Here is a 23,789-nt window from a genome sequence, read left to right as displayed (position 1 = left end):
GATCGGGCGCGGACATGACCGCTCTATCGACACCACCCCGCCGCGCCGGGTCCTCCGGGATCCGGCGCGGCGAGGCGGCCGCCGGATGGATCTTCACCCTCCCCGTGCTGATCATCCTGGGCGTCTTCCTCCTCATCCCCGTGCTCATGGCGCTGTGGGTGAGCTTCTCGGACTGGACCGGTCGCGGCAGTCCCTTCTCCGGCGACGTCAGCTTCGTCGGCGGTGAGAACTACGCCGCCATCACCACCGGCGGAGGGCTCGCCGAGCGCGACTTCGGCATCGCCCTGCGCAACAACGCGTGGTACGTGCTGCTGGTCGTTCCGCTGCAGACGGCGCTGTCGCTGTTCCTCGCGGTCCTGGTCAACCGCGCGGTGCTGCGCGGCCGCGGCTTCTTCCGCACCGCGTTCTACTTCCCCTCGGTCACCAGCACCGTGGCGATCACCGTGCTGTGGCTGTTCCTCTTCTCCACCTCCGGCGCGATCAACCAGGTGCTGTCGTGGATCGGCATCAACGGGCCGAACTGGTTCAACGAGCCCACCGGCGTCGTGCACAATCTGCTCGGAGCCTTCGGCGTGCGCACCGGACCCGACGCCCTCACGCAGTCGGAATTCCTCGGGGTGTCGTGGTGGGACTGGCTCGCCGGTCCCTCGGTGGCGATGTCGGCCTTCGTCCTGATGGCCGTCTTCACGACGTCGGGCACCTTCATGCTGCTGTTCATCGCCGCGCTGCAGAACCTCTCCGGCGACGTCGACGAGGCGGCCATGGTGGATGGCGCGAACGGATGGCAGCGCTTCTGGCGGGTCACGCTCCCCCAGCTCAAGCCGACCCTGTTCACGGTGCTGACCCTCGGCCTGATCGGCTGCTGGCAGGTGTTCGACCAGATCTACACCGGCACGCAGGGCGGCCCGGGCAAGACGACCCTCACCCCCGCCTATCTCAGCTACAACTCCGCGTTCATCTCGCAGGAGTGGGGCCAGGGCGCGGCCATCGCGTTCGTGCTGTTCGTCATCATCGTGGCCTTCACGATCCTGCAGCGCTTCATCCTCCGCGATCGCCCGGTCTCCCGGCGCCGCGCCCGGCAGTACGAGGTGCGCCCGGCGGCGCGGAAGGGAACGACACGATGACCGCCGCAGCCACCGGTCTCCAGGCCGACGTGCTCATCGAGCAGGAGCAGACCGGCGGCGACCGCGGCCGCCCCGTCCGCCGGCGCCGCCTCCCCCGCAAGACGGTGATGTGGCAGATCGTCCTCTACGTCGTGCTCGCCGCACTCGCCGTCGTCTACATCTATCCGTTCCTCGTGCAGGTCGCCACGTCTTTCAAGACCAACGACGCCGCCGCCGTCGATCCGGTCTCCCTCATCCCCTCCCCATTCACATGGGCGGCGTACGAGCAGCTGTTCCTGCGGTCGGATTTCCCCACGTGGTTCGCCAACTCGGCCATCGTGACGATCCTCGTCACCCTGGGGCGGGTCTTCTTCAACTCCCTCGCCGGGTACGCGCTCGCGCGGCTGCGCTTCCGCGGCCGCGGGATCGTGTTCGCGGCGCTCGTGGCCGTCATGGCCGTGCCCACGGTGGTGCTCCTCATCCCGAAGTTCCTCGTCATCAACCAGCTGGGCATGTACGACTCCTATGCGGGCATGGTGCTGCCGTTGCTGGTGGATGCGGCGGGGGTGTTCATCATGAAGAACTTCTTCGAATCCATCCCGGCCTCCGTCGAGGAGCAGGCCCGGATCGACGGGGCCGGGACGTTCCGGATCTTCTGGTCGGTCGTGCTGCCGATGGCGCGCCCCGCCCTCATCACGATCGTGATCCTGTCGTTCCAGGGCTCGTGGAACGAGCTCAGCCACTTCGTCATCTCCACCCAGTCGCCCGAGCTGACCACCCTCACCAAGGGTGTGGCCTCACTCGCGAGCGGACAGCTCAGCCAGGGCAGCCAGTACCCCATCAAGCTCGCGGCCGCGGCCATCATGACGATCCCCGTCGCCGTGGTGTTCTTCATCTTCCAGCGCCGCGTCATGAACGCCAGTGAAGGAGCCGTCAAGGAATGACCCGCGAGAACGAGGGCCTGCCGCATCCGCTGCAGCCCCTGCTTTCCGATGCCCTCATCGCGCTGCGCGCCCCGACCCAGGTGTGGTCGCGCGCCGGCGGCGACAGCGCGGCCGCGATCGACGGGATCTACCACGGCGACGTGCGTCACGTCCGGGGAATCGAGCTGTCGTGCGCGGAGTCGAGGATCGAGTGGATCTCGGTTGCGCCGGACGGCCCCGCCCGCATCGTCTTCGACGGGCTGCTGCGGGGCGTGGACGACGCCACGCCCGACCCGAAGGTGCGGCTCACGCGCGATCGGCGCGTGGCGGCCGGGCGGATGCGCGAGACGCTCACGGTGCGCTCGCACGCGCCGCACGCGGTGTCCATGACGCTCGCACTGCGACTCGTCCCCGACTTCGCGCTGCTGCACGAGGTGAAGTCGGGCGCGCACGCCCCGCGCACGGCGGAGATCGCGGTGTCCGGCACCGCTGCCACGGTGCGCACGGCGAGCGCCTGGTTCGAGGTGGCGGCACCGGGCGCCCACCTCGCCGCCGAGGGTGGCGCCGTCGTGGCGACGTGGACGGTGGACCTCCCACCCCGCGGGGAAGCCGTGCGCGAGTGGGCGGTCGAGCTGCACGACGAAACGCTCGTCGTACAGGCGGCAGCCGGGCCCGGGACGTGGGCCGCGGCGGCGGGCGCTGTGGGGGCGCCGGCCGCCACGGCGGGCGATCCGCGGCTGGGGCGCTGGCTCGAGGTGGCCCTCGGCGACCTCGACGCCCTGCGCCTCGCGCTGCCCGACGCACCCCGTGACGAGTTCTTCGCCGCGGGTGCGCCGTGGTTCTTCACGCTCTTCGGACGCGACTCGCTGTGGGCGGCGAGGCTGACCCTTCCGCTGGGCACCGACATGGCCGCATCCACTCTTCGGGTGCTGGCGCGTCTGCAGGGCACGCGGGACGACCCCGCCACGGCGCAGGAGCCGGGGAAGATCCTGCACGAGTTGCGGGCGTCGGCGATCCAGCTGCCGGGCGAGGGCATCGTGCTGCCGCCGCAGTACTACGGCAGCGTGGATGCCACGCCGCTGTGGGTCTGCCTGCTCGCCGATGCGTGGCGGGCCGGCATGCCCGACGCCGAGGTGCGCGAGCTCGTGCCGGCGCTGCGCCGCGCGCTGGCCTGGATGCGGGAGTCCGGCGACAGCGACGGCGACGGGTTCCTCGACTACATCGACCGGATGGGGACCGGTCTGGCCAACCAGGGGTGGAAGGACTCCGGCGACTCCATCCAGTGGCGCGACGGCACCCTGGCCACCGGTCCGATCGCGTTGTGCGAAGTGCAGGGCTACGCGTACGAGGCGGCGCGCGGCGGGGCCGACCTGCTGGAGGCGTTCGGCGACGACGGCGACGATCCGGCGGGCCTCCGCGCCTGGGCCGCCGATCTCAGGGCGCGCTTCGCGGAGGCGTACTGGGTGGAGACCCCCGAGGGCCGCTACCCCGCCGTCGCGCTGGATCGCGACAAGAACCCCGTCGACACGCTCACGAGCAACATCGGGCACCTGCTGGGGACGGGGATCCTCGAACCCGACGAGGAGGCGCACGTGGCGGGGCTGCTGCTCGGGCCGACGATGTCCAGCGGCTACGGCATCCGCACGATGTCGACGCGGGCCGCCGGCTTCTGGCCGCTGTCGTACCACGGCGGCAGCGTGTGGGTGCACGACACCGCGATCGCGATCAACGGGATGCTGCGCGCAGGCCTGCGGGACGCCGCCGTTCAGGCCGTGGACGGGCTGCTCGCGGCCGCCGAGGGGTTCGCGTACCGGGTGCCCGAGCTGCACGCCGGCGACGCCGCATCCGAGAGGTCCGTGCCCGCCCCCTACCCCGCGGCCTGCCGCCCGCAGGCGTGGTCGGCGGCGGCGGCGGTGACCTGCCTCCAGGTGCTCACGGCCGCCGGCTAGACCAACACCGCCGCGCCGCCGGGCGCCGCCGGCGGGCGCGGTCGTCCATCGCCGTTCGAAACTCAGGAGATCCGGGCACTTCGGCGCCCCCGGCGGCCCCCTCCGACGGCGTGTCTCCTGAGTTTTGAACCGCGGCGCGCCACCACCGCCGAGCGGCCTCCGTCCCCACCCTCGGCGGCTGGCGGTGAACCGCCCCGCCGCGCCGCCGCCCGTCGCCCGGCTTCGCCGTCGGGCCGTGCCTGGCCGCGTTCAAAACTCAGGAGATCCGCACCGTTCGGCGCCCGCGGCGACCCCGCCGGCGGCGTGTCTCCTGAGTTTTGAACCGAAACGGATGCCGCGAACAACCCGGGCTTCAACGGCGACGCGGCGCCGGCCCACGTTCCAGCAGGCCGCGAAGGGCCGCGAGCACACGGTCGGCGTGCCACATAATGTCCTCGGCGATCGGCCGGTAGGTGCAATAGCCGAGCGCGGCGGCCGCCTGATCGCGGCGGAGGTCGGCGCGGCGCGCCTCCCAGCTGGAGTGGTGTTCTTCACTGTCGCACTCGATGATGAGCCATCCGGCGACGACGAAGTCCACCCGCCCCACGCCTCGGATCTCCACCTGGACGTCGAAGGAGCATCCGACCCTGCGGAGGAGGAGACGCATCAACGACTCGGGTCCGCTCCCTGCCCGAGGATCCAGCATCCGTCGCAGAACCCGGTATCGGCGAGGAAGGTGAGCGAACAGCTCGCCGAGTTCGTCATCGCGGATGACACCCAGGCGAAGCGCCGAGTCCAGCGTCGCGACAGCCGCCCGCGGCTCCTGGCATCTCACCGCATGAAGGACCGCATCGAAGGGCTCGACGGCGCACGCCCGCGGATGCGGGTGCCGCACCGGGCCGTCCCAATGGCGGAACACCTGCGTGCCGACGGTCCGCATCCGACCCGCGTTCACGGGGAGGTGGACGTGCACCTTGGACGCGCTGAGGACGAAGACGCCGCGGCGGCGCAACTCCGACACGCAGGTGAGGCGCCCTCCGACGCGCGCGGCTGTTCGCAGGTCGGCGTCGTCGGTCGGCAGGAGGTAGACGCCGTTGCGCGATCGGACGAGCTCGTCGCGCCGGACCGCCGCGGTGATGGCACGTCCGGTCCAGCCCTCGGCGAGGAGATCCGCGCGGGAGCGGGCGAACGGGACGGGTGCGGGGGCGAAGGCATGAGGTCGACCATCCCAGGGCATGCCGCCACCCTGGTCCGTCGAGGTACTCACCGGCCGGCATCCGGCGCGGGTGTGCACAGATGGCGGCGATCGGCGCCTGGGGAGGAGAGGTCGCCCATCCGGGCCTGTTCAAAACTCAGGAGACACGCCGCCGCCGTGGTCGTGGACGGGGCCCGAAGGCGGATATCTCCTGAGTTCTGAACGCGTCGGCGAGAACAGCAAGCCCACGAGAGCAGCGCGAGCCGCGCCGGATGGATGCGCCGGACCGGGCCGGACGGACCGCGCCGGAGCGAGGCATGAGAACGCTCCTTCGCCGGGTCGCAAGGGTCTGGCCCGGCCCACGGCTCGCGCCTATCCTCGGGGCATGCTCCCCCGAGACCTCCCCGACAACGCACAGCTCCTGAACCTCATCGAGGCGCGCACTCCGGGCAGCGTCAGCCTGGTGATCGGCTCCTCGCCGCTGCAGGCCGACCACGACCGGGCCCGGATCGCCCTGCGCGACGCGATCGACGAAGCCGCCCGGCGGCTCGAGGCGGTCGAACTCCCCCGCGGCGCACGCGCCGCCACCGTCGAACGCCTGCGCGAGGCCCTGCAGGACGACGAACTGTGGGCGAACCAGTCCCGCGGCATGCTCATCCTCGCCACCCCCGACGAGATCCAGTGGTACCGGCTGCCGTTCGAGGTGAGCGACGACGTGTCCGTCGGCGATCGCTTCGACCTGCGGATGCTGCTGCGTGCGCGCTCGGACGCCTCATCCGCGTACGTCCTGCAGCTCTCTCGGGGCCTGGTCCGCCTCACCGAGATCGCATCGGGCACCGACCTCGTCGAGCATCCGCTGCACCTCCCCGACGACCACGACCTGATGCTCGAGCACGCCTCCAACGACGGTCGCGCCGACCGCCTGTCCGCGCAGGGGTCGGACGGCGACCGGCCCGAGCGGGAACGCTTCTGCCGTGCCGTGAATGATGCCGTGGTGAGCGTCATCCCTCGCCACGCGCTCCTGATCCTCGCGGTGACCGATGACTTCCGGCCGGCGTACCGCGCCGAGAACACCCACGCCCTGCTGCTGGACGACGAGATCCCGGCGCATCCGGAGTCGCTCGCCGACCAAGAGCTCGCCGACCGCGCCCTGGAGGTGCTCCGCCTCCGCCGCGAGCGCAAGGTGGCGCAGTGGAAGGAGCGGTTCGGCACGCTCCGCGCGCAGGAACTCGCGACCTCGCGCGTCTCACAGGTGGCCGCAGCCGCCGCCGCTGCGGCGATCGAGGAGCTGCGGCTGGATCAGGATGCCGAGCGCTCCGGCACCATCGACGAGTACGGCCGCGTGCACTCCGGCGGCGACGGATCGTTCCTCCTGCTCGACCTCGCCGCCGACGTGCTCCGCACCGGCGGCACGGTCATGGCCGTTCCACGGGAGGAGCTCACCGACGGTTCGCCCGTGGCGGCGATCCTCCGATTCCCGGTGCCCTCCCCCACCGGCGGCTAGTCGACCTTCGCCACCGTCCCGGCCGTCAGGCGCACGAGCTCGTCGAAGCTGAGCGGGAAGATCGTGTGCGGGGTGCCGCCTGCCGCCCACAGTTGCGGGAAGGCGGCGAGCGCCTCGTCGACGATCGTGGTGAGCGGCCGGGGATGGCCCGTCGGCGCGACCCCGCCGATGGCCTGACCCGTCGCCTGCCTGACCTGCTTGGGGGTGGCCCGGTCGATCGACCCGCGTCCCAGCCGGGCTGCGAGCGCCGCGGTGTCGACGCGATGCGCGCCGCTGGTCATCACCAGCAGCGGCTCTCCGTCGCTGACGAACACGAGGCTGTTGGCGATGGCGCCGACCTCGACTCCCAGGGCCGCCGCGGCCTGCGCAGCGGTGGATGCCGCATCCGGCAGGACGACGAGCTCGCCCTCGATCCCCTCCTCCCGGAGGCGCTCGGCGACCAGGCGGCTGCGGGCGGGAAGATCGACGGTCATCCGTCCAGATTAGGGGCGGTGTCGGAGGCTCGCGCTACCGTCGAGCCGCGGGACGTCGCCGAGGACCCAGCGGGAGGAGGAGTCCGTGTCCGAGATCATCGAACCCCACGACCCTGCCCACGCGAAAGCGCTGCAGCTCCTGCAGGAGCGCATCATCGCGTGGTTCACGACCGTGGATGCGGCGGGGCGGCCGCACGCGGTACCCGTGTGGTTCTTCTGGCACGACGGTCGTGTCATCGTCTTCAGCGAGGCCGACACCGTCAAGGTGAAGCACGTGCGCCGAGGCTCCCCCGTGCTGGTCCACCTGGACACCGGCCGGTTCGGAACCGAGGTGGTGATCCTGCGCGGCACCGCCACGATCTCCGAGCGCGACGCCGCGTCGTGGCTGGCGGAGTTCGGGGAGGGCTACGAGAAGAAGTACGCCGCGGCGATCGCCGACTACGGAGTGCCGCTGGAGGGCATCGCCGCGACGTTCTCGACCGCCATCGTCTTCACGCCGGAGCGCCTGCAGACGTGGTGATGCCGTAGGCGAGCGACTCGCAGCGCGCCGTGACGCGGGTACCGCTCGCGCGCACCGCCCCTCCCCTTCGCGACGGCACCCGGGCACAATGGATGCGGATGCCGCACACCCGCCGCATCCGATCGCCCACGGCCCACGAGGCCTGCCGGAAGAGGATCGACGATGACTCCCGTTCTGCCCCTGCCCGATTTCACCCACGAGCGCGTGGAGGTGAGGACCGGGGAGCGCAGCGGACTGTTCCTCGCCGTCGCCCTCCACTCCTCCGCGCTCGGACCCGCTCTCGGCGGCGCACGCGTGTGGACGTATCCGCACTGGAGCGACGCGCTGGGCGATGTGCTCCGCCTGTCGGCGGCCATGACCCTCAAGAATGCCGCAGCGGGCCTGGACGCCGGTGGCGGCAAGGCCGTCATCGGTCTCCCCGAGGGAACCGTGCTCGATGCCGAACGCCGGCGCGCGGCCTTCCTCGATCTGGGCGATGCCGTGGAGTCGCTCGGCGGGCTCTACCGCACCGCCGAGGACGTGGGCTCCACCGCCGACGACATGCTCGTGGTGCGCGAGCGCACGGCGTCGGTGGTCGGGCTCCCGGATGCCGCGGGCGGCTCGGGCGAGCCGGCCGGACCGACCAGCGTCGGTGTCTACGAGGCGCTGCGGGCGTGTCTCGAGCGCGTGACCGGGTCGCCCGAAGTGACCAACCGGCGGATCACGATCTCCGGGCTCGGCCAGGTCGGCAGCCGCCTGGCCGTCCGCCTGTCGGCCGAGGGCGCCGTGCTTCACGTCACCGACGTCAACCCGGCGAAGCGCCACCTCGCGGCGGAGCTGGGCGCGACCTGGGTGGCTCCCGGCGAAGAGCATCTCGTCGCCGCCGACGTGTTCGTCCCCGCCGGCATCGGCGGGCTCCTCACCGACGAGGTCATCGACGCGCTGCACGCGCAGGCGGTGTGCGGTCCGGCGAACAATCCGCTCGCCGACCGCTCAGGAGCCGAGCGGCTCGCCGCCCGCGGCATCCTGTACGCCCCCGACTTCGTCGTCAACGCCGGCGGGGTGATCTACCTCGACGCCACGGACAAGCACGCGGGCGATCGCGCACAGATCATGGCGCGCGTCGCGGCCATCGGCGACACCGTGCGCCGCGTGTTCGACGAGGCCGAGGCGCGCGGGGTCAGCCCGCTCGCCGCCGCGGAAGCCGTTGCGGCGGAACGGCTGAGCGCCGGAGCGTCCCGCAGCGCGCTCGTCGGCTGACGGTCCCGGTGACGGGCGGCCCGGGCGGGCAAGACCGGGCCCGCCGCGCGGGGCCGGGTCACGCTTCGCGCGCGGCGCCGCCCTCCATGGCCACGATGCGGTGGTCCTGGTCGTGGCTGAGGGGCGTGCGGAGGAACACGTCGTCCGTGGGCAGTCGCAGGTCGAATCGCCGATACGCCGCCACCCGGAGGCTTCCCTTGGCCAGGCTCGCCTCGAGGACGTGACCGCCGACGAGGCGGTCATCGGAGAGGAAATGCAGGTGCAGGCCGGCGACGGCGATGCCCTGGTAGATGGCTGGTGCCCAGAATCCCAGGAGGGTGCCGGCGCATTCTTCGAGCACCGTCTCGACCTGGTCGCGCGTCGCCTCCGCCAGCGACGGGAACGGGGTCCTCCCCCGCCGCGGCACGCGGACGCGGACAGCGGCGAGGACGCCGTCGATGCGCACCGCGTGGAAGAGGTTGCGGCTGACGAGGTGCTCTTCGATCGCGGCGGTGAGAGCCGCCAGGTCGGTTCCGCTCACGTCGACGGGCGCCATCTCCGGGAAGCGGCACACCTCGAAGAACGGGAGCGTCTCGGAATCGTCCATGGCGCGTGGCGGGGCCTCGTCCGTGCACTCGACGAGGTCGCCGTCGAGGAGGACCACTTCGCCACCGAGTCCGTCGCAGCATCCGATGCCGAAGTCACCGAGCTCTCGTGCCTGCGGGGCGGGGAGACCGGTGGTGTACGCCGCGGCCAGGAGCGCATCCAGCACGGCGTACTGGATGATCGCGTCGGCGGAGATCGGGGCATCGGAGTTCATGCGACCGAGGCTACGCCTGGGGATGGTCACGGGGCAGGAGGCCCATGCCGTTGGGCACGAGCCTCAGGCGCGCGGCGCGCTCGTGCCGTGACGCCGCTCAGGCGTGCGTGCGCGGCGGGTTCGTCACGGTGGGCAGCACGCGCGCCGAGTCGCCCGGATGCGCCCACCGGACGCCGTTGGCCAGCACGCGCCGGATCTGCGGGTGGTGGTAGACGGGATACTCCTGGTCTCCGGGCGAGAAGTAGAAGACCCGTCCGCGTCCGCGCCGGTACGTCATGCCCGAGCGGAACACCTCACCGCCGGAGAACGACGACACGAACACGAGCTCGTCAGGGGCCGGCACGTCGAAGAACTCGCCGTACATCTCCTGCCGCTCGATCCGCAGCGGCTGCTCGATGCCCTCGGCGATCGGGTGGCCCGGCGCGACCGTCCACACCAGCTCCTGCTCCCCGTCGTTGCGCCACGCGAGGGAGCACGTGGTGCCCATGAGCCGGATGAAGATCTTCGAGAAGTGCGCCGAGTGCAGCACGAGGATCCCCATGCCCGAGAGCACGTGGCGGTGCACGCGCTCGACGACGGCGTCGTCCACGGCATCGTGGGCCATGTGCCCCCACCACAGCAGCACGTCGGTCGCGGCGAGCGCCTCCTCCGACAGCCCGTGCTCTGGGTCGCGCAGCGTCGCGGTGCGCACCTCCACCTCATCGCCGAGGTGCTCGCGCAGCCCGTCGGCGATGACGGTGTGCATGCCGTCGGGGTAGATGGCCTGCACCGACGCGTCGACGCGCTCGTGCTCGCCCTCGTTCCACACGAGTACCCGGATCATCGCGCCACCTCCGCCTCGACGTCCTCGACCGCGACTTCGCGGCCTTCCGCGGCCGACCGGTAGCACGCGTCGATGATCGCCGCGCGTCGCGCCGCCTGACTGCCGTCGCTGGCTGCCCACAGCGCCGGCGTCCGGATGGTGCGGATGAACTCGTCCACGACGCCCTGATGTCCCGCGGGCTCGCCGCCGGGCAGCACGCGGTCGGCGACCGCGTCGGTCGTCCCCGCGTACAGGGGGACGTCGGTCGCGGGCGCGTAGTCCACGACCCGCAGTTCGGCACCGCCCTCCGTGCCGTACACGACGAAGCCGAACTCGTCGCCCTCGGGCCGGTACGACGCCCAGCTGGTGTCCAGCGCGACGGATGCACCGCCCTCCAGCCGCAGCAGCACCGTCGCGAAATCCTCGACGTCGAACGCGGAACCGGTGAACTGCTTGCCGCCGGTGGCCGCATCCGGCCCGCCCAGACCGCGCGGACCGAACTCGGCGTGCGTCACCGCCGAGGCCGACAGCACGCGCGGCTCGCCCATGAGGTCGAGGACGGCGTCGATCATGTGCACGCCGATGTCCACGAGCGGACCGCCACCGGCCAGCTCACGGCTGGTGAACCAGCTCCCCAGCGCCGGGATCCCCGAGCGACGCAGCCACGAAGCGCGCACGTGGTAGATGCGGCCGAGGGCGCCCGAGGCCGCCTCCGCGGCGAGCGCGCGCACGTCGCCGCGCTGCCGGTGGTTGAACGCCACCTGCAGCACGCGGCCGGACGTCCGGGCGGCCGCGACCATCTCCGCCGCCTCCGCCGCCGAGCGGGCGATGGGCTTCTCCGAGAGTACGTGGATGCCGCGCTGGAGCGCCGCGATCGCGATCGGGGCGTGCAGGAAGGTCGGGACAGCGACGCTCACGGCATCCAGCGGCGTGCTCGAGAACAGCTCCTGCCAGTCGGCGACGGCGACGGGGATGCCGAACTGCTCGGCCAGCTCGGCACGCGGTCCGTCCTCCAACCCCGCGATGGCGACCAGATCGACGTCCGGATTCGCCGCGTACGCCGCGATGTGCTGCTGGCCGGCCCAGCCGAGGCCGACGACACCGACGCGCAGTGGAGTGGAGGCGGAGGATGTGGGTGTCATGCGGATTCTCCTCGGGGGACGGTCGGATGGATGAGGCGACACGGGTCCGTTCGAGTCAAGCACAGCCCGCAATCACGCGGCGGATTGCCCGCAGAGCTTGACGTCGGCGGCTCGCGTGCCAGGCTGGGCATGCCCGACGACGAAGGAGTCATGATGTCGACGTCCGCCCCCTCGGTCCAGCTGTACACCGTTCGCGAGGCCCTCGCCTCTGACCTGCCCGGCACGCTCGATGCCCTCGCCGCACTGGGATTCACCCTGGTGGAGCCGTTCGGTCTCCCCGACATGGTGGACCGCCTCGGCCCCGAGCTGAAGCGTCTCGGGCTGTCCGCGCCCACGACGCATGCCGGCTTTGTCGACGCCGATGCCGCGGGCCGGGCGCGCGTGTTCGACGCCGCCGAGAAGATCGGCGTGCGCACCGTGATCGACCCCTTCATCCCGCCGGAGCGCTGGCAGTCGGCGGACGATGTCCGCGAGATCGCGGCGCGTCTGGACGCCGCCGCGGGCGAGGCCGCCGATCGCGGGCTGCGCGTCGGCTACCACAACCATGCGCACGAGCTGGCGTCCACCATCGACGGCGTACCGGCGTTGGAGTTCTTCGCCGGCATCCTCGACGAGCGCGTGGTCCTCGAGGTCGACACCTACTGGGCGCTCGTGGGCGGAGTCGACCCGGCAGGTCTCCTGCAGCGGCTCGGCGAGCGCGTCGTCGCGATCCACGTCAAGGACGGCCCCGTGCCCGGGGACGTCGCGGATCAGACCCCTCTCGGCCAGGGATCGGTGCCGATCCGCGACATCCTCGCCGCCGCGCCGAACGCCCTGCGGGTTCTCGAGCTGGACGAATCGCGCATGCCGCCGCTGGACGCCCTGGCCGAGAGCCTGCAGTATCTGCGCACACTCGAATCCGACGCGGAGTCGGCCCGGTGACCGGCCGCACGGGACCTGTCGGCGTCGGCGTGATCGGCGCGGGCGTCATCAGCGACCAGTACCTGGGCAACCTGACGCGCTTCCCCGACGTCCAGGTGCGCGCCGTGGCCGACCTGGACGTCGCGCGGGCCGCGGCGAAGGCGCAGCAGTACGGTGTCCCGGCGGCCGGCACCGTGGACGAGCTCCTGGCCGACGATGACATCGAGATCGTCGTGAACCTCACGATCCCCGCCGCGCACGTCGAGGTCGCCGAGCGCGTCCTGGCCGCGGGGCGTCACGTGTGGACGGAGAAGCCCCTCGCCCTGGACCGCACAGCCGCTGAGGAGGTCGTCGCCGCCGGCGAGGCCGCCGGGTTGCGCGTGGCCAGCGCTCCCGACACGTTCCTGGGCGCGGGCATCCAGTCGGCCCTGCGACGCATGCGCGCCGGCGAGCTGGGCGACGTGCACAGCGCGCTCACCCTGATGCAGTCGCCCGGCCCGGAGTCGTGGCATCCGAACCCCGATTTCCTCTTCCAGGCGGGAGCCGGCCCGCTGTTCGACATCGGGCCGTACTACCTCACCGCGCTCGTGCAGTTCTTCGGGCCGATCTCCCGCGTGCAGGCGGTGGCCACCACGGCACGGCAGGAGCGCATCATCGGATCGGGCCCGCGGGCCGGCGAGCGCTTCGCCGTCACCGTGCCCACGCACGTCTCGGCGCTGTACGAGTTCGCCGGCGGCGCGACGGCCTCGAGCATCTTCAGCTTCGACACGCGGCAGGGCCGCACCCTGTTCGAGCTGTCGTCCTCGGATGTGACCCTCGCCATCCCCGACCCCAACATGTTCGAGGGCGACCTCACGATCGTGCGCGAGGACGCCATCGACACCGTCCCGGCCGAAGGCGCCTCCGCCGGACGCGGCATGGGCGTGGTGGAGCTGGCCCGCGCCATCCGCGCTGGGCGCCCCGAGCGTGCATCCGGGCGGCTCGCCCTGCACGTGGTCGACGTCATGCAGGCCACGATCGAGGCGGCGACCGCCGGCACCGCCCTCGGCGTGCACACCACCGTGACCGCCCCCGCCCCGCTCGAAGCGGACTGGGACCCGTTCGCGCGCACGTTGTGAGCTCGCGGCCATGCCGTCGCTCGTTCTCGCCCCATCCCGCCGTTGTACCTACTGGTAGGTGTAGCCTCGCGGCATGAACTCGCGCGAACTGCTGGTCGAGACGATGGCGGATCTGCTGTGGGAACGCGGCTACGCCGACACGAGTCCGCGCGATGTGCGGGAGCGTTCCGGCGTGGGCCAGGGCAGCATGTACCACCACTTCCCCACCAAGCGCGACCTCGCCGTCGCCGCGCTGGAACGGAACATCGCCCAGCTGCGGCCCGCCGAATCCGGGCTCGCCGGGCCCGACGACCCGATGGCCCGCATCGAGGCGTACCTGCTGCATCCGCGCGACGCGCTCAAGGGATGCCGGGTGGGCCGGATGACACAGGACCGCCAGGTCCGCGAAGACCCCGCGCTCCTCGCCCCGGTCACGCGTGCCTTCCAGGACGCGCACGAGACCTGGACGACCGTGTTGCGTGAGGCCGTCGACGCGGGTCGGTTGCCCGCCGAGGTCGACCCCGTGCGCCTGGCGCACACCCTCATGGCCGTCCTTCAGGGCGGCTACGTCCTGGCCATCGCGCATCAGGACCCCCGCCCGTTCGAAGAGGCGTGCGCCGGCGCGCTCGACCTCCTGCACGCCGCAGCACCCCACCCGACGACATCCACCCACGACAGGAAGAAGTGACGATCATGACAGTACGTATCGGCATCAACGGATTCGGGCGCATCGGACGCACCTACCTGCGCGCCGCCCTGGCAAGCGACGCGGACGTGGAGGTGGTGGCCGTCAACGACCTCACCGACGCCCGCACGCTGGCGAGCCTGCTCGAATGGGATTCCCTCTCCGGGCACCTCGACGGCGTCGGGGTCGACGGCGACGCCATCACGCTGGGAGGAAGGCGCATCACCGTATCCGCCCAGCCCGATCCGTCCGCGATCCGCTGGGGCGACGTCGGCGCCGACATCGTGATCGAGTCCACTGGCCGGTACACCGACGGCAGCGCCGCATCCGCCCATCTCGCCGGCGGCGCCCGGAAGGTCATTATCTCCGCCCCCGCGAAGGGCGATGTGCCCACGTACGTGCTGGGGGTCAACGACGACGCGCTCGACCCCGACGCCCACGACGTCTTCTCCAACGGATCGTGCACCACGAACTCGGTGGCGCCGTTGGCGAAGGTGCTCCACGACGCGTTCGGCATCGAGTCGGGCCTCATGACGACGGTCCACGCGTACACCGGAGACCAGCGGCTACAGGATGCACCGCATTCCGACCTGCGCCGTGCACGCGCGGCGGCGGTGTCGACCATTCCGACCTCTTCGGGCGCGGCCAAGACGATCGGCAAGATCATCCCGGAGCTGGACGGCCGGCTCACCGGTGCCGCACTGCGCGTCCCGGTCCCGGTCGGCTCGATCACCGATCTCACCGCCGTCCTGCGGACCAGCGCGGGGGTGGACGAGGTGAACGCGGCCTTCCGGGAGGCGGCCGCATCCGGTCCGCTGCAGCGCTATCTGCAGTACTCGGAGGCACCGCTGGTGTCGGCGGACATCGTGGGCAACCCGTTCTCCACGATCTTCGACGCGCCGCTGACGCAGGCGATCGGCTCGCAGGTGAAGGTCTTCGGCTGGTACGACAACGAGTGGGCGTTCTCCCACCGCCTCGTCGAGTTCTCCGCCCGCCTCGGCGCGGCCCTCTGACTCCACCTCACCGTCCGCACAAGACGAAAGAGCGCCCGGCGGATCGCCGGGCGCTCTTTCATTTGGTGGACCTGAGGGGATTCGAACCCCTGACCTCTTCATTGCGAACGAAGCGCGCTACCAACTGCGCCACAGGCCCCTGAACCTCCGCTACATTACCACGCCACGGGGGTGCTCCCGCGCCGCGGCTCCCCCGCGTGCGCCCTCCGCCGCCCCGCTTTCGCGCCACTTCGGCGTAACCGCGCCACATCAAAACGCAGCGGATGCACCTTTGTGGCGCGAACGTGGGACCGCGGCTCGGAGACCGCGGGACGTGGGACCGAGGTGCGGAGGCGGGGCGGCGTCAGGCGCCGACGGCGCGGCGCGCGAGCAGCCGGCGCACGTGGTCTTCGATCTCGGCGTCGTCCACGTACCCCATGCGGCTGAACTCCGAGGCGCGCGCGGTGCGGGCCTCGTCGATCGAAGGCGGCTGGTTCTGCGCCGCCAGGTCGCGCAGTGCCTCTTCGCGGGCTGCGGCACGGAGAGCCGCGCGCGCGTCGTGCTCGTCCAGCACGGCGGCCGCGCGAGAGCCCGCGGACGACACGAGCGGGCGCGGCAGCTCGCGCGGCGTCCACGCGGCCGCGCGCGGGCGCCCCACGGCGAGATCGGGCATCGGGGCGGCGACGCGCTCCGCGACGACGGCAGGCACCTCGCGGACGACGGCGCGGGCGGCCACACGCGACATGCGGTGCAACGCGACGACGGACAGCAGCGTGGTCGCGCCCCCGGCCCACAGCAGAGCGGCGGATGCGGCGGACAGGAACACCCACACGCCGGCTCCGGTGGCCGCCAGGCCCGCGACACCGAGTGCGGTGGCGGCGAGGCGCATACGGCGGCGAGCGCGGGCACGGCGGAACGCCGGACGGCTGCGGGCGGCGGCGCGCTCGGCGCGGGCGGCCTCGATCGCCTCCGCGCGGCGGGCGCGGGCGAGCTCACGCTCGGCGGCGCTCTCCTCCTTCGCCGCTTCCAGGCGGGCGCGGGCGACGACGAGCTCGGTCTGCTCCTGCTCGGCCTGGACGCGGCGGGCGAGGCGCTGCTGGGCGAGCGCCGTCCGGGCGTTCAGCTCGAGCCGCACCTCCTGGGGAGTCTCGCTGGTCTCGGCCAGCACGCGCAGCGCCTGGTTCAGGCGCACCGCGTTCCGCTCCGCAGAGGTGTACTGGTAGCGACTGGCCCACGAGGGCAGCAGGTAGACGAGCCAGAGCACGACGGCGACGGCGACGATCACGCCGCCTCCCAGTACCTGGCCACCCATGCCGCTAACGGTATGCGACGCGCGGCCGGACGCATACCAGCCTGTGCGCGTGTCGCGCAGCGAAAACGTCAATCAGGCCGGTAAGCGGTCCGACGGCGGCACGGTCGCCGCATCCGGCGGGACGCGGCCTTGAACCCACCGGGCCAGCACCCCCTCGGGCACTTCCTCGCGCACGAGCGCGAACGCGTAGTGGTCGCGCCAGTCGCCGTTGATGTGGATGTAGCGACGCCGCAGCCCCTCGTAGCGGAAGCCGAGCTTCTGCACGACGCGCAGGCTCGCCGCGTTCTCCGGACGGATGCAGATCTCCATGCGGTGAAGGCGCAGTTCGTCGAAGCACAGGTCGGTCGCCATGGCCACCGACACCGGGGTGATCCCGCGCCCGGCGAACCGCTCGCTCACCCAGTAGCCGATCGTCGCGGACGCGAGGGAACCGCGCGAGATCCCCCACACGTTGAGCTGTCCGGCGACCTCGCCGTCGTACTCCATGACGAAGGGCACGCCCACGCCGTCACGGTGCTGTTGCAGGAGCCTGCGCACGCCCAGGCGCATGTCGAAGGAGACCGGGCCGTCGGGGCTGGTCGCCTCCCACTGCTTCAGCCACGGCCGGTTGGAGAGCAGCTCGTTCTGCAGCACACGCGCGTCGCGGGCGCGCACGAGACGGATCGAGATCGGCCCGTGGCGACGCGGAACAGACAGATCCATGCCACCCCCTCGACAACGACGTCAGAGCGTCGCCGCGAACTCCTTGAACCACGGGCGCAGGGCGGGCCCGAGGTCCTCGCGGTCGGCGGCGAGCTGCACGATGGCCTTGATGTAGTCCACCCTATCCCCGGTGTCGTACCGGCGGCCGCGGAAGATCACGCCGTACACGCCGCCGCCGTCCCCGGCGCCGGACGCGAGCTCCTGCAGGGCATCGGTCAGCTGGATCTCTCCGCCCTTGCCCGGTTCGGTGCGCTCGAGGATCTCGAACACATCCGACCCCAGGACGTACCGCCCGATGATGGCGAGGTTGGAGGGCGCGTCCTCGGCCTTGGGCTTCTCGACCAGCTGCGTCACCTTGACGACGTCGTCCTCGTCGGTGGGCTCCACGGCGGCGACACCGTACATGTGGATCTGGGCGGGGTCGACCTCCATCAGCGCGATGATCGTGGCCCCGCGCAGGTCGTACTCGGCGAGCATCTTGGTGAGCAGCTCGTCGCGCTCGTCGATGAGGTCGTCGCCCAAGAGCACCGCGAACGGGTGGTCGCCGACGTGCGCCTGCGAGCGCAGCACGGCGTGACCGAGTCCCTTCGGCTCGCCCTGCCGCACCATGTGCACGTTGGCGAGGTCGGAGGAGTACTCGACCTTCTGCAGCTTCTCCGCGTCGCCCTTGGCGCGCAGCTTGTCTTCGAGCTCGGGCACGGAGTCGAAGTGGTTGGCGATGTTGTTCTTGTTGCGCCCGACGATGATGAGGACGTCGTCGATGCCGGCCTCCACCGCCTCTTCGACGACGTACTGGATGGCCGGCTTGTCCACGACCGGGAGCATCTCCTTGGGCATCGCCTTGGTGGCGGGAAGGAAGCGAGTACCGAGTCCTGCGGCCGGGATGACGGCCTTGAAGGGCTTATGCGACATGAACACAGGTTAGCGGGAGCCGTGTGAACCTCGTGTGACGAGCCGGCAACGGCGGATGCAGCGCCTGACCGGCCTAGAATCGGATCCATGCCGGACCGCATCGATCACGCCAAGCGTGCGCTGCGCGCCGACCTGCGCGAACGGCGGCAGATGCAGTCGGAATCCGCTCGGGAACAGGCCGCCCACGGCCTGCGCCGGCAGCTCGACGAACTCGTCGAACGGCAGGGTGCACGCTCGATCTCGTGCTTCCTGTCCACACCGAGCGAGCCCGGTACGCGGGAGTTCATCGACGCGGCCGTGGGACGCGGCATCCGCGTGCTGCTGCCCATCACGCGCGCCGACGGCCTGCTGGACTGGGCGGTGGCCGTCGCCGGCGGCGATGTGACCGCGGGTCTGACGGGATCCCCCGAACCCGTGGGCGAGGTTCTCGGACCGATCGCGGTCAACGACGTCGACCTGCTGCTGGTGCCGGCAGCCGCCGTCGACCGCACCGGGATGCGCCTGGGCTGGGGCCGCGGCTACTTCGACAAGACCCTCGGGTCGATGGAGAAGTGCCCGCCCGTGTACGCGGTGGTCTTCGACTCCGAGTTCGTCGATGAGGTCCCCCGCGACGTCCACGATCAACCCGTCACCGGCATCGTCACCCCCACGCGCACCGTCACGTTTTCCACCTCAGCGCCCCGCTGATCCACCCGAGGAGCTCCCATGCCCACCTACGCGTATGCCTGCAAGCAGTGCGCTCACCGTTTCGACGCCGTCCAGTCCTTCTCCGAGCCGACCCTGACCGTGTGCCCCGAGTGCGGCGGCACGCTGCGCAAGGAGTACGGCTCGATCGGCGTCACCTTCAACGGCTCGGGTTTCTACCGCACCGACTCGCGCGCAGGTGACGGCAAGACCGCCGGCAAGAAGGCGGCGGATGCGTCGGCTTCGGGTGGTTCGACAACCGGGACCGGTAGCGCCTCGCCTGCGGCTTCGGCATCATCGACCTCGAGCAGTTCGTCGGCTCCGGCGTCGTCGGGCTCGTAATCCCCCACAGGAAAACCGAGGACCAGCACATGATCAAGGGCTTCAAGGAGTTCATCCTCCGCGGGAACGTCATCGACCTGGCCGTCGCGGTCGTCATCGGCGCCGCGTTCACCGCGATCGTCAATGCGCTGGTCGACAACCTCATCAATCCGCTCATCGCGTTGATCTTTCAGGCCAGTACCCTCGAGGGCGTGGGCTTCACCGTGACCGGGCTCACCGGCAACGAGGTGTTCTTCGGCTGGGGTGACATCCTCGGGGCGATCATCAACTTCCTCGCCGTCGCCGCGGTGGTGTACTTCGTCTTCGTCTACCCGATGAACCGCGTCAAGGAGCGGGCCGCCGCCCGCGCCGGCGCATCCGGCCCTGACGAGGAGCCGCAGCTGCCCACCGAGCAGGAGCTGCTCGTGCAGATCCGCGACCTCCTGGAGAAGTCCGGTCCCGCTGCCCGCACCTGACCGGCGCACCGGCCTGAGCGGCCCTCAGTAGTGCGGCGGGACGTCGCGGCGCAGACGCTCGTCGTTGGGTCCGGGCGCGTCGCCGGCGGATGCCGCGGATGATCCGGCCTCCTCCTCGGGCGACTCGTCGGAGGGCGTCGGCTCGGCGCTGGTACCCGGCGCGGGCGTGAGCTGAGCCCGGCGGGCGCCGGGGACGCGCACGATGCGCTGGCGGTCAGTCGACGACATCGAGGGGCTGGGTCACCGTGTCGGCGGTGGGACCGTCGGGCTGCACCCCCAGGAGAGCCGCGATCCGGGCCGCGACGGAGGCGGGGTCGCTGTACAGGTCGAACGCGTGCACGCGCACGTAGTGCCATCCGAGGCGCCGCAGGGTCTGCGGACGCAGGCGCAGCGTCTCGCGCAGCGAGTCGGCGGCCGTCTCCGGATCGCTTTCGGCCACGACGGCCTTCCCGCCGTGCTGTGCGACCAGCGGCAGGAGGCCCCGGTAGTCCACGTCGACGGCCAGACCGAGGCGGCGGAGTTCGCGGGCCAGGGCGAGGGTGAGCGGATCGGCGAGGTCTTCCAGTCGAGCCTCGCGTCCGCGCGCGGCGAGCCCGCCGAGGATGCTCATGAGGGTGGCGGCGCCGTGCTCGAGCCGTCCGTCGTCGAAGGCGGACGGACGGATGGAGGACACGATGACCATCGAACGGCGCGCCCGCGTCATCCCCACCGTGAGCAGGCGCTCACCGTCGGGGGTGGACAGATCGCCGAAGTCGCTGAGCACGCGGCCGTGCTTGGTGAGGCCGAATCCGAGGGAGAAGATCACCCGGTCGCGGCTCTCGGCGACCGACTCCTCCAGCGTCAGCACCGCGAACGGTTCCGCCGTGTCGCGGGAGACGAAGTCGGCGACGTCCGAGCGGCCGGCGAAGGCGGCCTCGACGGCGGCGCGCACGCGCTCGGCGTGCCGCGCGCTGGCGGTGACGACCATGAGCGACTCCGCGCCGCGGTTGACGGCGTGCTCCACCACGAGGGTCACCACGCGCGCGACCTCGGCGTCGGGGCTCTCGACGGCTCCGGTGATCGGGTCGGGGGCACCGGTACCGCCCTCGACGTAGTCCACGCTGAGGCTCCCGCGGCCGAGGTACGACCCCGCCCACGGCAGCGACACGATCTCGCCGCCGTAGAACGCGTCGTTGACGAGCTCGGCGAGGTCTTCCCCACCCGCGCGGTAGCTGCGGGTGAGGGTGGCCACGGGCAGCAGTTCTGCGAGACGCTCGAAGATCGAGACCTCGTCGAAGGCGACGGGCTCCTCGTCGTCGGCGACGGAGAGGGTGGCACCGACGCGGAAGGCGGTGGGCTTCTGGGTGACCGGGTCGCCGAAGACCACGATCTGCCGTGACCGGCGGATGGCGGGGACGGCCTCGGCCAGGCACAGGGCCGCGGCATCCGCGATGATGACGACGTCGAAGGGCCGCTCGTCGGGGATGTCCGGCACCTCGTACGGCGAGGCCAGCCACACCGGCGCGAGGGTGTTCAGCAGCGTGGGGGCGGCCACCGACAGCTCGCGGGGCGTGCTGAGGCCACGCTTGAGCGCGTCTTTCAGCGCCGCGGCTTCGGCGGCGTGGTCGACGATGCCGATGCGCCACTGCTGCGCGAGGTGCGCGGCGAGGAGCGGGCCGGATGCGGCGGCGTGGGCCTCGTCCACGAGCCGGAAGTCGCGCTCCAGCCGGTCGACGACGGTCGTGTTGGCGCCGAGGAGGGCACGGTCGGTGCGCAGGAAGTGCTCCAGCGCCGACTGCCACCATGCGAATTCGAGCTCCTGGCCGACGCGCTCCTCGGGAACGTGTCGCACCGACAGCTCCACCAGGAGCTGTTCGAGGCCGAGGGCGGCGAGCTTGGAGCGCAGCTTCGCCCGCTCGACGAGGTTGTCGAAGAACTCCGACTCGGCGGCGAGCCCCGCGAGGATCCGCACGAGGCGCTGCACGGGGATGGAGGCGAGGCGCTCGGAGCCTTCGCGGCCGAGGATCGCGTCGAGTTCGGCGAGTTCGGCGTCGACCCGCTGCCACGACACGTGCACGTCGGCGAGCCCCAGGGGCACCTCGGGCGTGACGCCGGCCTCGACCACGCGCTGCCACTCGGTGCGCTGCTGCTGGATGCGCACGAGCGCCTCGTACATGTCGGGCACGTGCACGCCGGGACGGACGTACTCGCGCGACAGGCGCTTGAGGCGGCGGCGGTTGGGTCCGCTCATGTTGGGCGCGTCCCGGCGCGGGGCGTGCGCCTGGATGAGCTCGAGCAGCGGACGCTCGAACACCGTCGGGCTGAACCGGTCGAGCGAGTCGCGGATGCCCTGCAGCAGCCGCAAGTACTCACCGAGTTCGGCGATGGTGTGGAAGGGGCGCATGCGCGTCTGCGCGATGAGCTCGTATCCGCGCTCGAGAAGGCCCGACACCTCGCGGCGGTGCAGCTTGCCGGCGAGCGCGTGGGCGGCACGGGCGTCCTCCGTGCGGGTGAACGACACGCCGTACCAGGGCGAGTCGTCGGGTCCGAAGCGGAATTCGCCCAGGCGGGCAGCGGCGGCCAGAGCGTCGGATGCCTCGGCACGACGGTTGGCGAGGCGCTCCAGCGTGGCCAGGTCGAACCGTGCGCTCGTCGACGGCGCGGGGGCGAGGGCCGCGAGCTTGGTCAGGGCGCGCAGGGTCTCCAGCACCGAGATCCCGAGCGAGGGGTGCTCCGCCGTGACGGCCGAGCGATAGTCGCGCAGGACGGTGCGCAGGCGCACGAGCGCGTCGTCGATCTCGGCGACCTTCGGCTGCTCGGCCTTCTCGTTGCGGCCGATCGCGCGGATGAGGTCGCGGCGCAGGTGCGTGGGCGAGACGGCGAGGCCGGGCAGCCCGATGCCCGAGAGCCGGTGACGGATCCCCTCGAGCGTCGAGCGGCGGGCGCTGACGACGAGCACGCGCTTGCCGGATTGGACGAGCTGGCCCACCGCGTTGATCACGGTCTGGGTTCCACCGGTGCCGGGCAGGGTGTGCACGGCGAGCGAGTGGCCGGCGGCGATGCGGGCGAGGACCGCCTCCTGCTCGGCATCCGCATCCAGCAGGAGGGTGTCCGAGGCGGGGGTGCGCTCGTCGGGGCTGGTGACGACGGGGTCGGCGCGCCGCACCGACACACGCGCGCGGTCGTCGGGGTGGCCGGCGAGCGCGTTGAGCACGGGGTGGTCGAGGTCGGCGGCGTCGCGCGCCATGCCGGAGCCGACATCGGCGAAGGAGGAGATCACCAACCGCGGGTGCACGACGAACGTGGGGATGTGCCGCGTCAGCGCACGGAGGTGGTCGATGACCGGCTGCGGCTTGAACACGCCCTGGTCATACGCCAGGCCCGCCAGCGCGGTGCTGTCCAGCGGGATCCCAAAATGCCCGCGGAAGGCCCGCGCGAGCTCCGGGTTGACGAAGAAGGTGCCGTGCAGCTTGAGCTCGAAGTCGCCGTGGTGGCGGCGGATCGCGAGGGGACGCAGGAGGACGGGGGCCGACCACGTCACTCCCCCGATCTTCCACTCGGCCACACCGACGGCCAGATGCACGGCTTCGATGCCGCGCGCCGTGCGCAGCTCGACGTTCTTGGCGGTGATCCGCTCGGCGGCCAGCCGCGCCGAGCGCAGGGCCACCTCATCCCGGAACAGGTTCGACAGGAGCGTGGAGCGGCCGGTGATGAACTGCGGGAGGCTGCCGGGGTGGGCCTTGGTGATGTCGATGCCCGCGTCGGTGGCGTCGTCGAAGCGCAGCAGGGTCGAGCGGCCGCCCAGGGTGGCCGCTTCGGCCCGCAGACGATCGCGTTCGGGGTCGGCGACGTGACGGACGTTGACCCCCGGCTCCGCGACACCCAGGTCTCCCGGGTTCACGGATGCGGCGGCCATGTCCTGCTCGCCGACCACGGCGCTGCCTTCTCCTCGCCACACACGAGCCACAGTATGCGCGAGCAGCGGTTTCGGCCGTCATCCCGCGCGGGTTTCGCGGGATTCGCGGGACACGCCGCCCCATCGGCGCTTCCTCCCCAGGCCCCCTTCGACGCGTGCTCCTCCACAGGGGGCGAACGGTCCCC

General features: G+C 71.7%; 23 protein-coding genes and 1 tRNA gene. 13 read left to right on the top strand and 11 right to left on the bottom strand.

Going from position 1 to position 23,789, the window contains the following annotated elements; all coding sequences use genetic code 11:
- Nucleotides 1-14: 14 nt before the first annotated feature.
- The 3 genes from E4V99_RS10920 to E4V99_RS10910 all read left to right on the top strand — a co-directional run bounded on the left by E4V99_RS10920 (nt 15) and on the right by E4V99_RS10910 (nt 3,975).
- Nucleotides 15-1,124, top strand: a complete 1,110-nt coding sequence (locus tag E4V99_RS10920) for a sugar ABC transporter permease (RefSeq protein WP_135117303.1) — start codon at nt 15-17, stop codon at nt 1,122-1,124.
- 107 nt (nt 1,125-1,231) lie between these two features.
- The gene (locus tag E4V99_RS10915; RefSeq protein WP_245233226.1) at nt 1,232-2,047 is read left to right on the top strand and encodes a carbohydrate ABC transporter permease; all 816 of its coding nucleotides are present in this window, start codon (nt 1,232-1,234) and stop codon (nt 2,045-2,047) included.
- Nucleotides 2,044-3,975: a glycogen debranching N-terminal domain-containing protein gene (locus tag E4V99_RS10910; protein WP_209305617.1), complete on the top strand. Its 1,932-nt coding sequence runs from the start codon at nt 2,044-2,046 to the stop codon at nt 3,973-3,975. Before E4V99_RS10915 ends, E4V99_RS10910 begins: the two co-directional genes overlap by 4 nt.
- Before the next feature lie 352 nt (nt 3,976-4,327).
- Here the strand turns inward: E4V99_RS10910 and E4V99_RS10905 are convergent, their stop codons facing one another.
- Nucleotides 4,328-5,191: a hypothetical protein gene (locus tag E4V99_RS10905; RefSeq protein ID WP_135117301.1), complete on the bottom strand. Its 864-nt coding sequence runs from the start codon at nt 5,189-5,191 to the stop codon at nt 4,328-4,330.
- Between the two features lie 343 nt (nt 5,192-5,534).
- Between E4V99_RS10905 and E4V99_RS10900 the strand changes: the two genes are divergently transcribed.
- A complete protein-coding gene (locus tag E4V99_RS10900; RefSeq protein ID WP_135117300.1) occupies nt 5,535-6,653 on the top strand; it encodes a hypothetical protein in 1,119 nt (372 codons plus the stop codon).
- On the opposite strand, the gene E4V99_RS10895 is transcribed toward E4V99_RS10900, so the two are convergent.
- Nucleotides 6,650-7,126, bottom strand: a complete 477-nt coding sequence (locus E4V99_RS10895) for a YbaK/EbsC family protein (protein WP_135117299.1) — start codon at nt 7,124-7,126, stop codon at nt 6,650-6,652. The two genes, E4V99_RS10900 and E4V99_RS10895, sit on opposite strands and share 4 nt — an antisense overlap.
- A gap of 85 nt (nt 7,127-7,211) precedes the next feature.
- Here E4V99_RS10895 and E4V99_RS10890 point away from each other — a divergent pair, with 85 nt between their 5' ends.
- Entirely contained in the window at nt 7,212-7,646 is a 435-nt protein-coding gene (locus tag E4V99_RS10890; RefSeq protein ID WP_135117298.1) for a pyridoxamine 5'-phosphate oxidase family protein, read from the top strand.
- Nucleotides 7,647-7,808: 162 nt separating this feature from the next.
- Nucleotides 7,809-8,885 carry a Glu/Leu/Phe/Val dehydrogenase family protein gene (locus E4V99_RS10885; RefSeq protein WP_135117297.1) on the top strand — a complete coding sequence of 359 codons (1,077 nt, stop codon included), beginning with the start codon at nt 7,809-7,811 and terminating at the stop codon, nt 8,883-8,885.
- A 58-nt stretch (nt 8,886-8,943) separates the two neighbouring features.
- Here the strand turns inward: E4V99_RS10885 and E4V99_RS10880 are convergent, their stop codons facing one another.
- The 3 genes from E4V99_RS10880 to E4V99_RS10870 all read right to left on the bottom strand — a co-directional run bounded on the left by E4V99_RS10880 (nt 8,944) and on the right by E4V99_RS10870 (nt 11,628).
- The gene (locus E4V99_RS10880; protein WP_135117296.1) at nt 8,944-9,684 is read right to left on the bottom strand and encodes an acetolactate decarboxylase; all 741 of its coding nucleotides are present in this window, start codon (nt 9,682-9,684) and stop codon (nt 8,944-8,946) included.
- 97 nt (nt 9,685-9,781) lie between these two features.
- Nucleotides 9,782-10,507 (bottom strand): ThuA domain-containing protein, encoded by a 726-nt coding sequence (locus E4V99_RS10875; protein ID WP_135117295.1) that lies wholly within the window; start codon nt 10,505-10,507, stop codon nt 9,782-9,784.
- Nucleotides 10,504-11,628, bottom strand: coding sequence for a Gfo/Idh/MocA family oxidoreductase (locus tag E4V99_RS10870; protein WP_135067942.1), 1,125 nt, complete (start codon nt 11,626-11,628; stop codon nt 10,504-10,506). Before E4V99_RS10870 ends, E4V99_RS10875 begins: the two co-directional genes overlap by 4 nt.
- 129 nt (nt 11,629-11,757) lie before the next feature.
- Between E4V99_RS10870 and E4V99_RS10865 the strand changes: the two genes are divergently transcribed.
- The 4 genes from E4V99_RS10865 to gap all read left to right on the top strand — a co-directional run bounded on the left by E4V99_RS10865 (nt 11,758) and on the right by gap (nt 15,323).
- Nucleotides 11,758-12,549 carry a sugar phosphate isomerase/epimerase gene (locus E4V99_RS10865; RefSeq protein WP_240742689.1) on the top strand — a complete coding sequence of 264 codons (792 nt, stop codon included), beginning with the start codon at nt 11,758-11,760 and terminating at the stop codon, nt 12,547-12,549.
- Nucleotides 12,546-13,646 carry a Gfo/Idh/MocA family oxidoreductase gene (locus E4V99_RS10860; RefSeq protein ID WP_135117294.1) on the top strand — a complete coding sequence of 367 codons (1,101 nt, stop codon included), beginning with the start codon at nt 12,546-12,548 and terminating at the stop codon, nt 13,644-13,646. The genes E4V99_RS10865 and E4V99_RS10860 overlap by 4 nt, the downstream gene beginning before the upstream one ends.
- Before the next feature lie 73 nt (nt 13,647-13,719).
- Nucleotides 13,720-14,313, top strand: coding sequence for a TetR/AcrR family transcriptional regulator (locus E4V99_RS10855; RefSeq protein WP_135067946.1), 594 nt, complete (start codon nt 13,720-13,722; stop codon nt 14,311-14,313).
- 5 nt (nt 14,314-14,318) lie between these two features.
- Nucleotides 14,319-15,323: a type I glyceraldehyde-3-phosphate dehydrogenase gene (gene gap / locus E4V99_RS10850; protein ID WP_135117293.1), complete on the top strand. Its 1,005-nt coding sequence runs from the start codon at nt 14,319-14,321 to the stop codon at nt 15,321-15,323.
- A 63-nt stretch (nt 15,324-15,386) separates the two neighbouring features.
- Here the strand turns inward: gap and E4V99_RS10845 are convergent.
- From E4V99_RS10845 to galU, 4 genes are all read right to left on the bottom strand, one after another.
- Nucleotides 15,387-15,462 (bottom strand) — tRNA-Ala (locus E4V99_RS10845).
- A gap of 204 nt (nt 15,463-15,666) precedes the next feature.
- Nucleotides 15,667-16,614, bottom strand: a complete 948-nt coding sequence (locus tag E4V99_RS10840; protein WP_135117292.1) for a large exoprotein — start codon at nt 16,612-16,614, stop codon at nt 15,667-15,669.
- Nucleotides 16,615-16,686: 72 nt separating this feature from the next.
- Entirely contained in the window at nt 16,687-17,316 is a 630-nt protein-coding gene (locus E4V99_RS10835) for a GNAT family protein (protein WP_135067952.1), read from the bottom strand.
- Nucleotides 17,317-17,337: 21 nt separating this feature from the next.
- The gene (galU, locus tag E4V99_RS10830) at nt 17,338-18,228 is read right to left on the bottom strand and encodes a UTP--glucose-1-phosphate uridylyltransferase GalU (protein WP_135117291.1); all 891 of its coding nucleotides are present in this window, start codon (nt 18,226-18,228) and stop codon (nt 17,338-17,340) included.
- 87 nt (nt 18,229-18,315) lie between these two features.
- Here galU and E4V99_RS10825 point away from each other — a divergent pair, with 87 nt between their 5' ends.
- Genes E4V99_RS10825 through mscL form a run of 3 tightly spaced genes read left to right on the top strand, consistent with a single transcriptional unit; the run spans nt 18,316 to nt 19,709 of the window.
- The gene (locus tag E4V99_RS10825) at nt 18,316-18,915 is read left to right on the top strand and encodes a 5-formyltetrahydrofolate cyclo-ligase (RefSeq protein WP_135117290.1); all 600 of its coding nucleotides are present in this window, start codon (nt 18,316-18,318) and stop codon (nt 18,913-18,915) included.
- 18 nt (nt 18,916-18,933) lie between these two features.
- On the top strand, nt 18,934-19,254 hold the full coding sequence (locus E4V99_RS10820; RefSeq protein WP_135117289.1) for an FmdB family zinc ribbon protein: 321 nt from the start codon (nt 18,934-18,936) through the stop codon (nt 19,252-19,254).
- 29 nt (nt 19,255-19,283) lie between these two features.
- A complete protein-coding gene (gene mscL, locus E4V99_RS10815; protein ID WP_135117288.1) occupies nt 19,284-19,709 on the top strand; it encodes a large conductance mechanosensitive channel protein MscL in 426 nt (141 codons plus the stop codon).
- Nucleotides 19,710-19,733: 24 nt separating this feature from the next.
- On the opposite strand, the gene E4V99_RS10810 is transcribed toward mscL, so the two are convergent.
- Together E4V99_RS10810 and E4V99_RS10805 are read right to left on the bottom strand one after the other, a co-directional pair.
- Nucleotides 19,734-19,937 carry a hypothetical protein gene (locus tag E4V99_RS10810; protein WP_135117287.1) on the bottom strand — a complete coding sequence of 68 codons (204 nt, stop codon included), beginning with the start codon at nt 19,935-19,937 and terminating at the stop codon, nt 19,734-19,736.
- Nucleotides 19,924-23,604, bottom strand: a complete 3,681-nt coding sequence (locus E4V99_RS10805) for an ATP-binding protein (protein WP_135071350.1) — start codon at nt 23,602-23,604, stop codon at nt 19,924-19,926. The genes E4V99_RS10810 and E4V99_RS10805 overlap by 14 nt, the downstream gene beginning before the upstream one ends.
- Between the last annotated feature and the right edge of the window lie 185 nt (nt 23,605-23,789).

It is taken from the genome of Microbacterium sp. dk485 (assembly GCF_004570445.1).
GTDB lineage: Bacteria > Actinomycetota > Actinomycetes > Actinomycetales > Microbacteriaceae > Microbacterium > Microbacterium wangchenii.
Note: the sequence above shows the minus strand (reverse complement) of the source record. Positions and strands in the feature narration are given on the sequence as shown.

Excerpts from the sequence above, each read along its gene's own strand:
- E4V99_RS10920 (WP_135117303.1), top strand. The coding sequence starts at position 15 with ATGACCGCTCTATCGACACCACCCCGCCGCGCCGGGTCCTCCGGGATC.
- E4V99_RS10915 (WP_245233226.1), top strand. The coding sequence starts at position 1,232 with ATGTGGCAGATCGTCCTCTACGTCGTGCTCGCCGCACTCGCCGTCGTC.
- E4V99_RS10910 (WP_209305617.1), top strand. The coding sequence starts at position 2,044 with ATGACCCGCGAGAACGAGGGCCTGCCGCATCCGCTGCAGCCCCTGCTT.
- E4V99_RS10905 (WP_135117301.1), bottom strand. The coding sequence starts at position 5,191 with ATGCCCTGGGATGGTCGACCTCATGCCTTCGCCCCCGCACCCGTCCCG.
- E4V99_RS10900 (WP_135117300.1), top strand. The coding sequence starts at position 5,535 with ATGCTCCCCCGAGACCTCCCCGACAACGCACAGCTCCTGAACCTCATC.
- E4V99_RS10895 (WP_135117299.1), bottom strand. The coding sequence starts at position 7,126 with ATGACCGTCGATCTTCCCGCCCGCAGCCGCCTGGTCGCCGAGCGCCTC.
- E4V99_RS10885 (WP_135117297.1), top strand. The coding sequence starts at position 7,809 with ATGACTCCCGTTCTGCCCCTGCCCGATTTCACCCACGAGCGCGTGGAG.
- E4V99_RS10880 (WP_135117296.1), bottom strand. The coding sequence starts at position 9,684 with ATGAACTCCGATGCCCCGATCTCCGCCGACGCGATCATCCAGTACGCC.
- E4V99_RS10875 (WP_135117295.1), bottom strand. The coding sequence starts at position 10,507 with ATGATCCGGGTACTCGTGTGGAACGAGGGCGAGCACGAGCGCGTCGAC.
- E4V99_RS10870 (WP_135067942.1), bottom strand. The coding sequence starts at position 11,628 with ATGACACCCACATCCTCCGCCTCCACTCCACTGCGCGTCGGTGTCGTC.
- E4V99_RS10865 (WP_240742689.1), top strand. The coding sequence starts at position 11,758 with ATGCCCGACGACGAAGGAGTCATGATGTCGACGTCCGCCCCCTCGGTC.
- E4V99_RS10855 (WP_135067946.1), top strand. The coding sequence starts at position 13,720 with ATGAACTCGCGCGAACTGCTGGTCGAGACGATGGCGGATCTGCTGTGG.
- gap (WP_135117293.1), top strand. The coding sequence starts at position 14,319 with ATGACAGTACGTATCGGCATCAACGGATTCGGGCGCATCGGACGCACC.
- E4V99_RS10840 (WP_135117292.1), bottom strand. The coding sequence starts at position 16,614 with ATGGGTGGCCAGGTACTGGGAGGCGGCGTGATCGTCGCCGTCGCCGTC.
- E4V99_RS10835 (WP_135067952.1), bottom strand. The coding sequence starts at position 17,316 with ATGGATCTGTCTGTTCCGCGTCGCCACGGGCCGATCTCGATCCGTCTC.
- galU (WP_135117291.1), bottom strand. The coding sequence starts at position 18,228 with ATGTCGCATAAGCCCTTCAAGGCCGTCATCCCGGCCGCAGGACTCGGT.
- E4V99_RS10825 (WP_135117290.1), top strand. The coding sequence starts at position 18,316 with ATGCCGGACCGCATCGATCACGCCAAGCGTGCGCTGCGCGCCGACCTG.
- E4V99_RS10820 (WP_135117289.1), top strand. The coding sequence starts at position 18,934 with ATGCCCACCTACGCGTATGCCTGCAAGCAGTGCGCTCACCGTTTCGAC.
- mscL (WP_135117288.1), top strand. The coding sequence starts at position 19,284 with ATGATCAAGGGCTTCAAGGAGTTCATCCTCCGCGGGAACGTCATCGAC.
- E4V99_RS10810 (WP_135117287.1), bottom strand. The coding sequence starts at position 19,937 with ATGTCGTCGACTGACCGCCAGCGCATCGTGCGCGTCCCCGGCGCCCGC.
- E4V99_RS10805 (WP_135071350.1), bottom strand. The coding sequence starts at position 23,604 with ATGGCCGCCGCATCCGTGAACCCGGGAGACCTGGGTGTCGCGGAGCCG.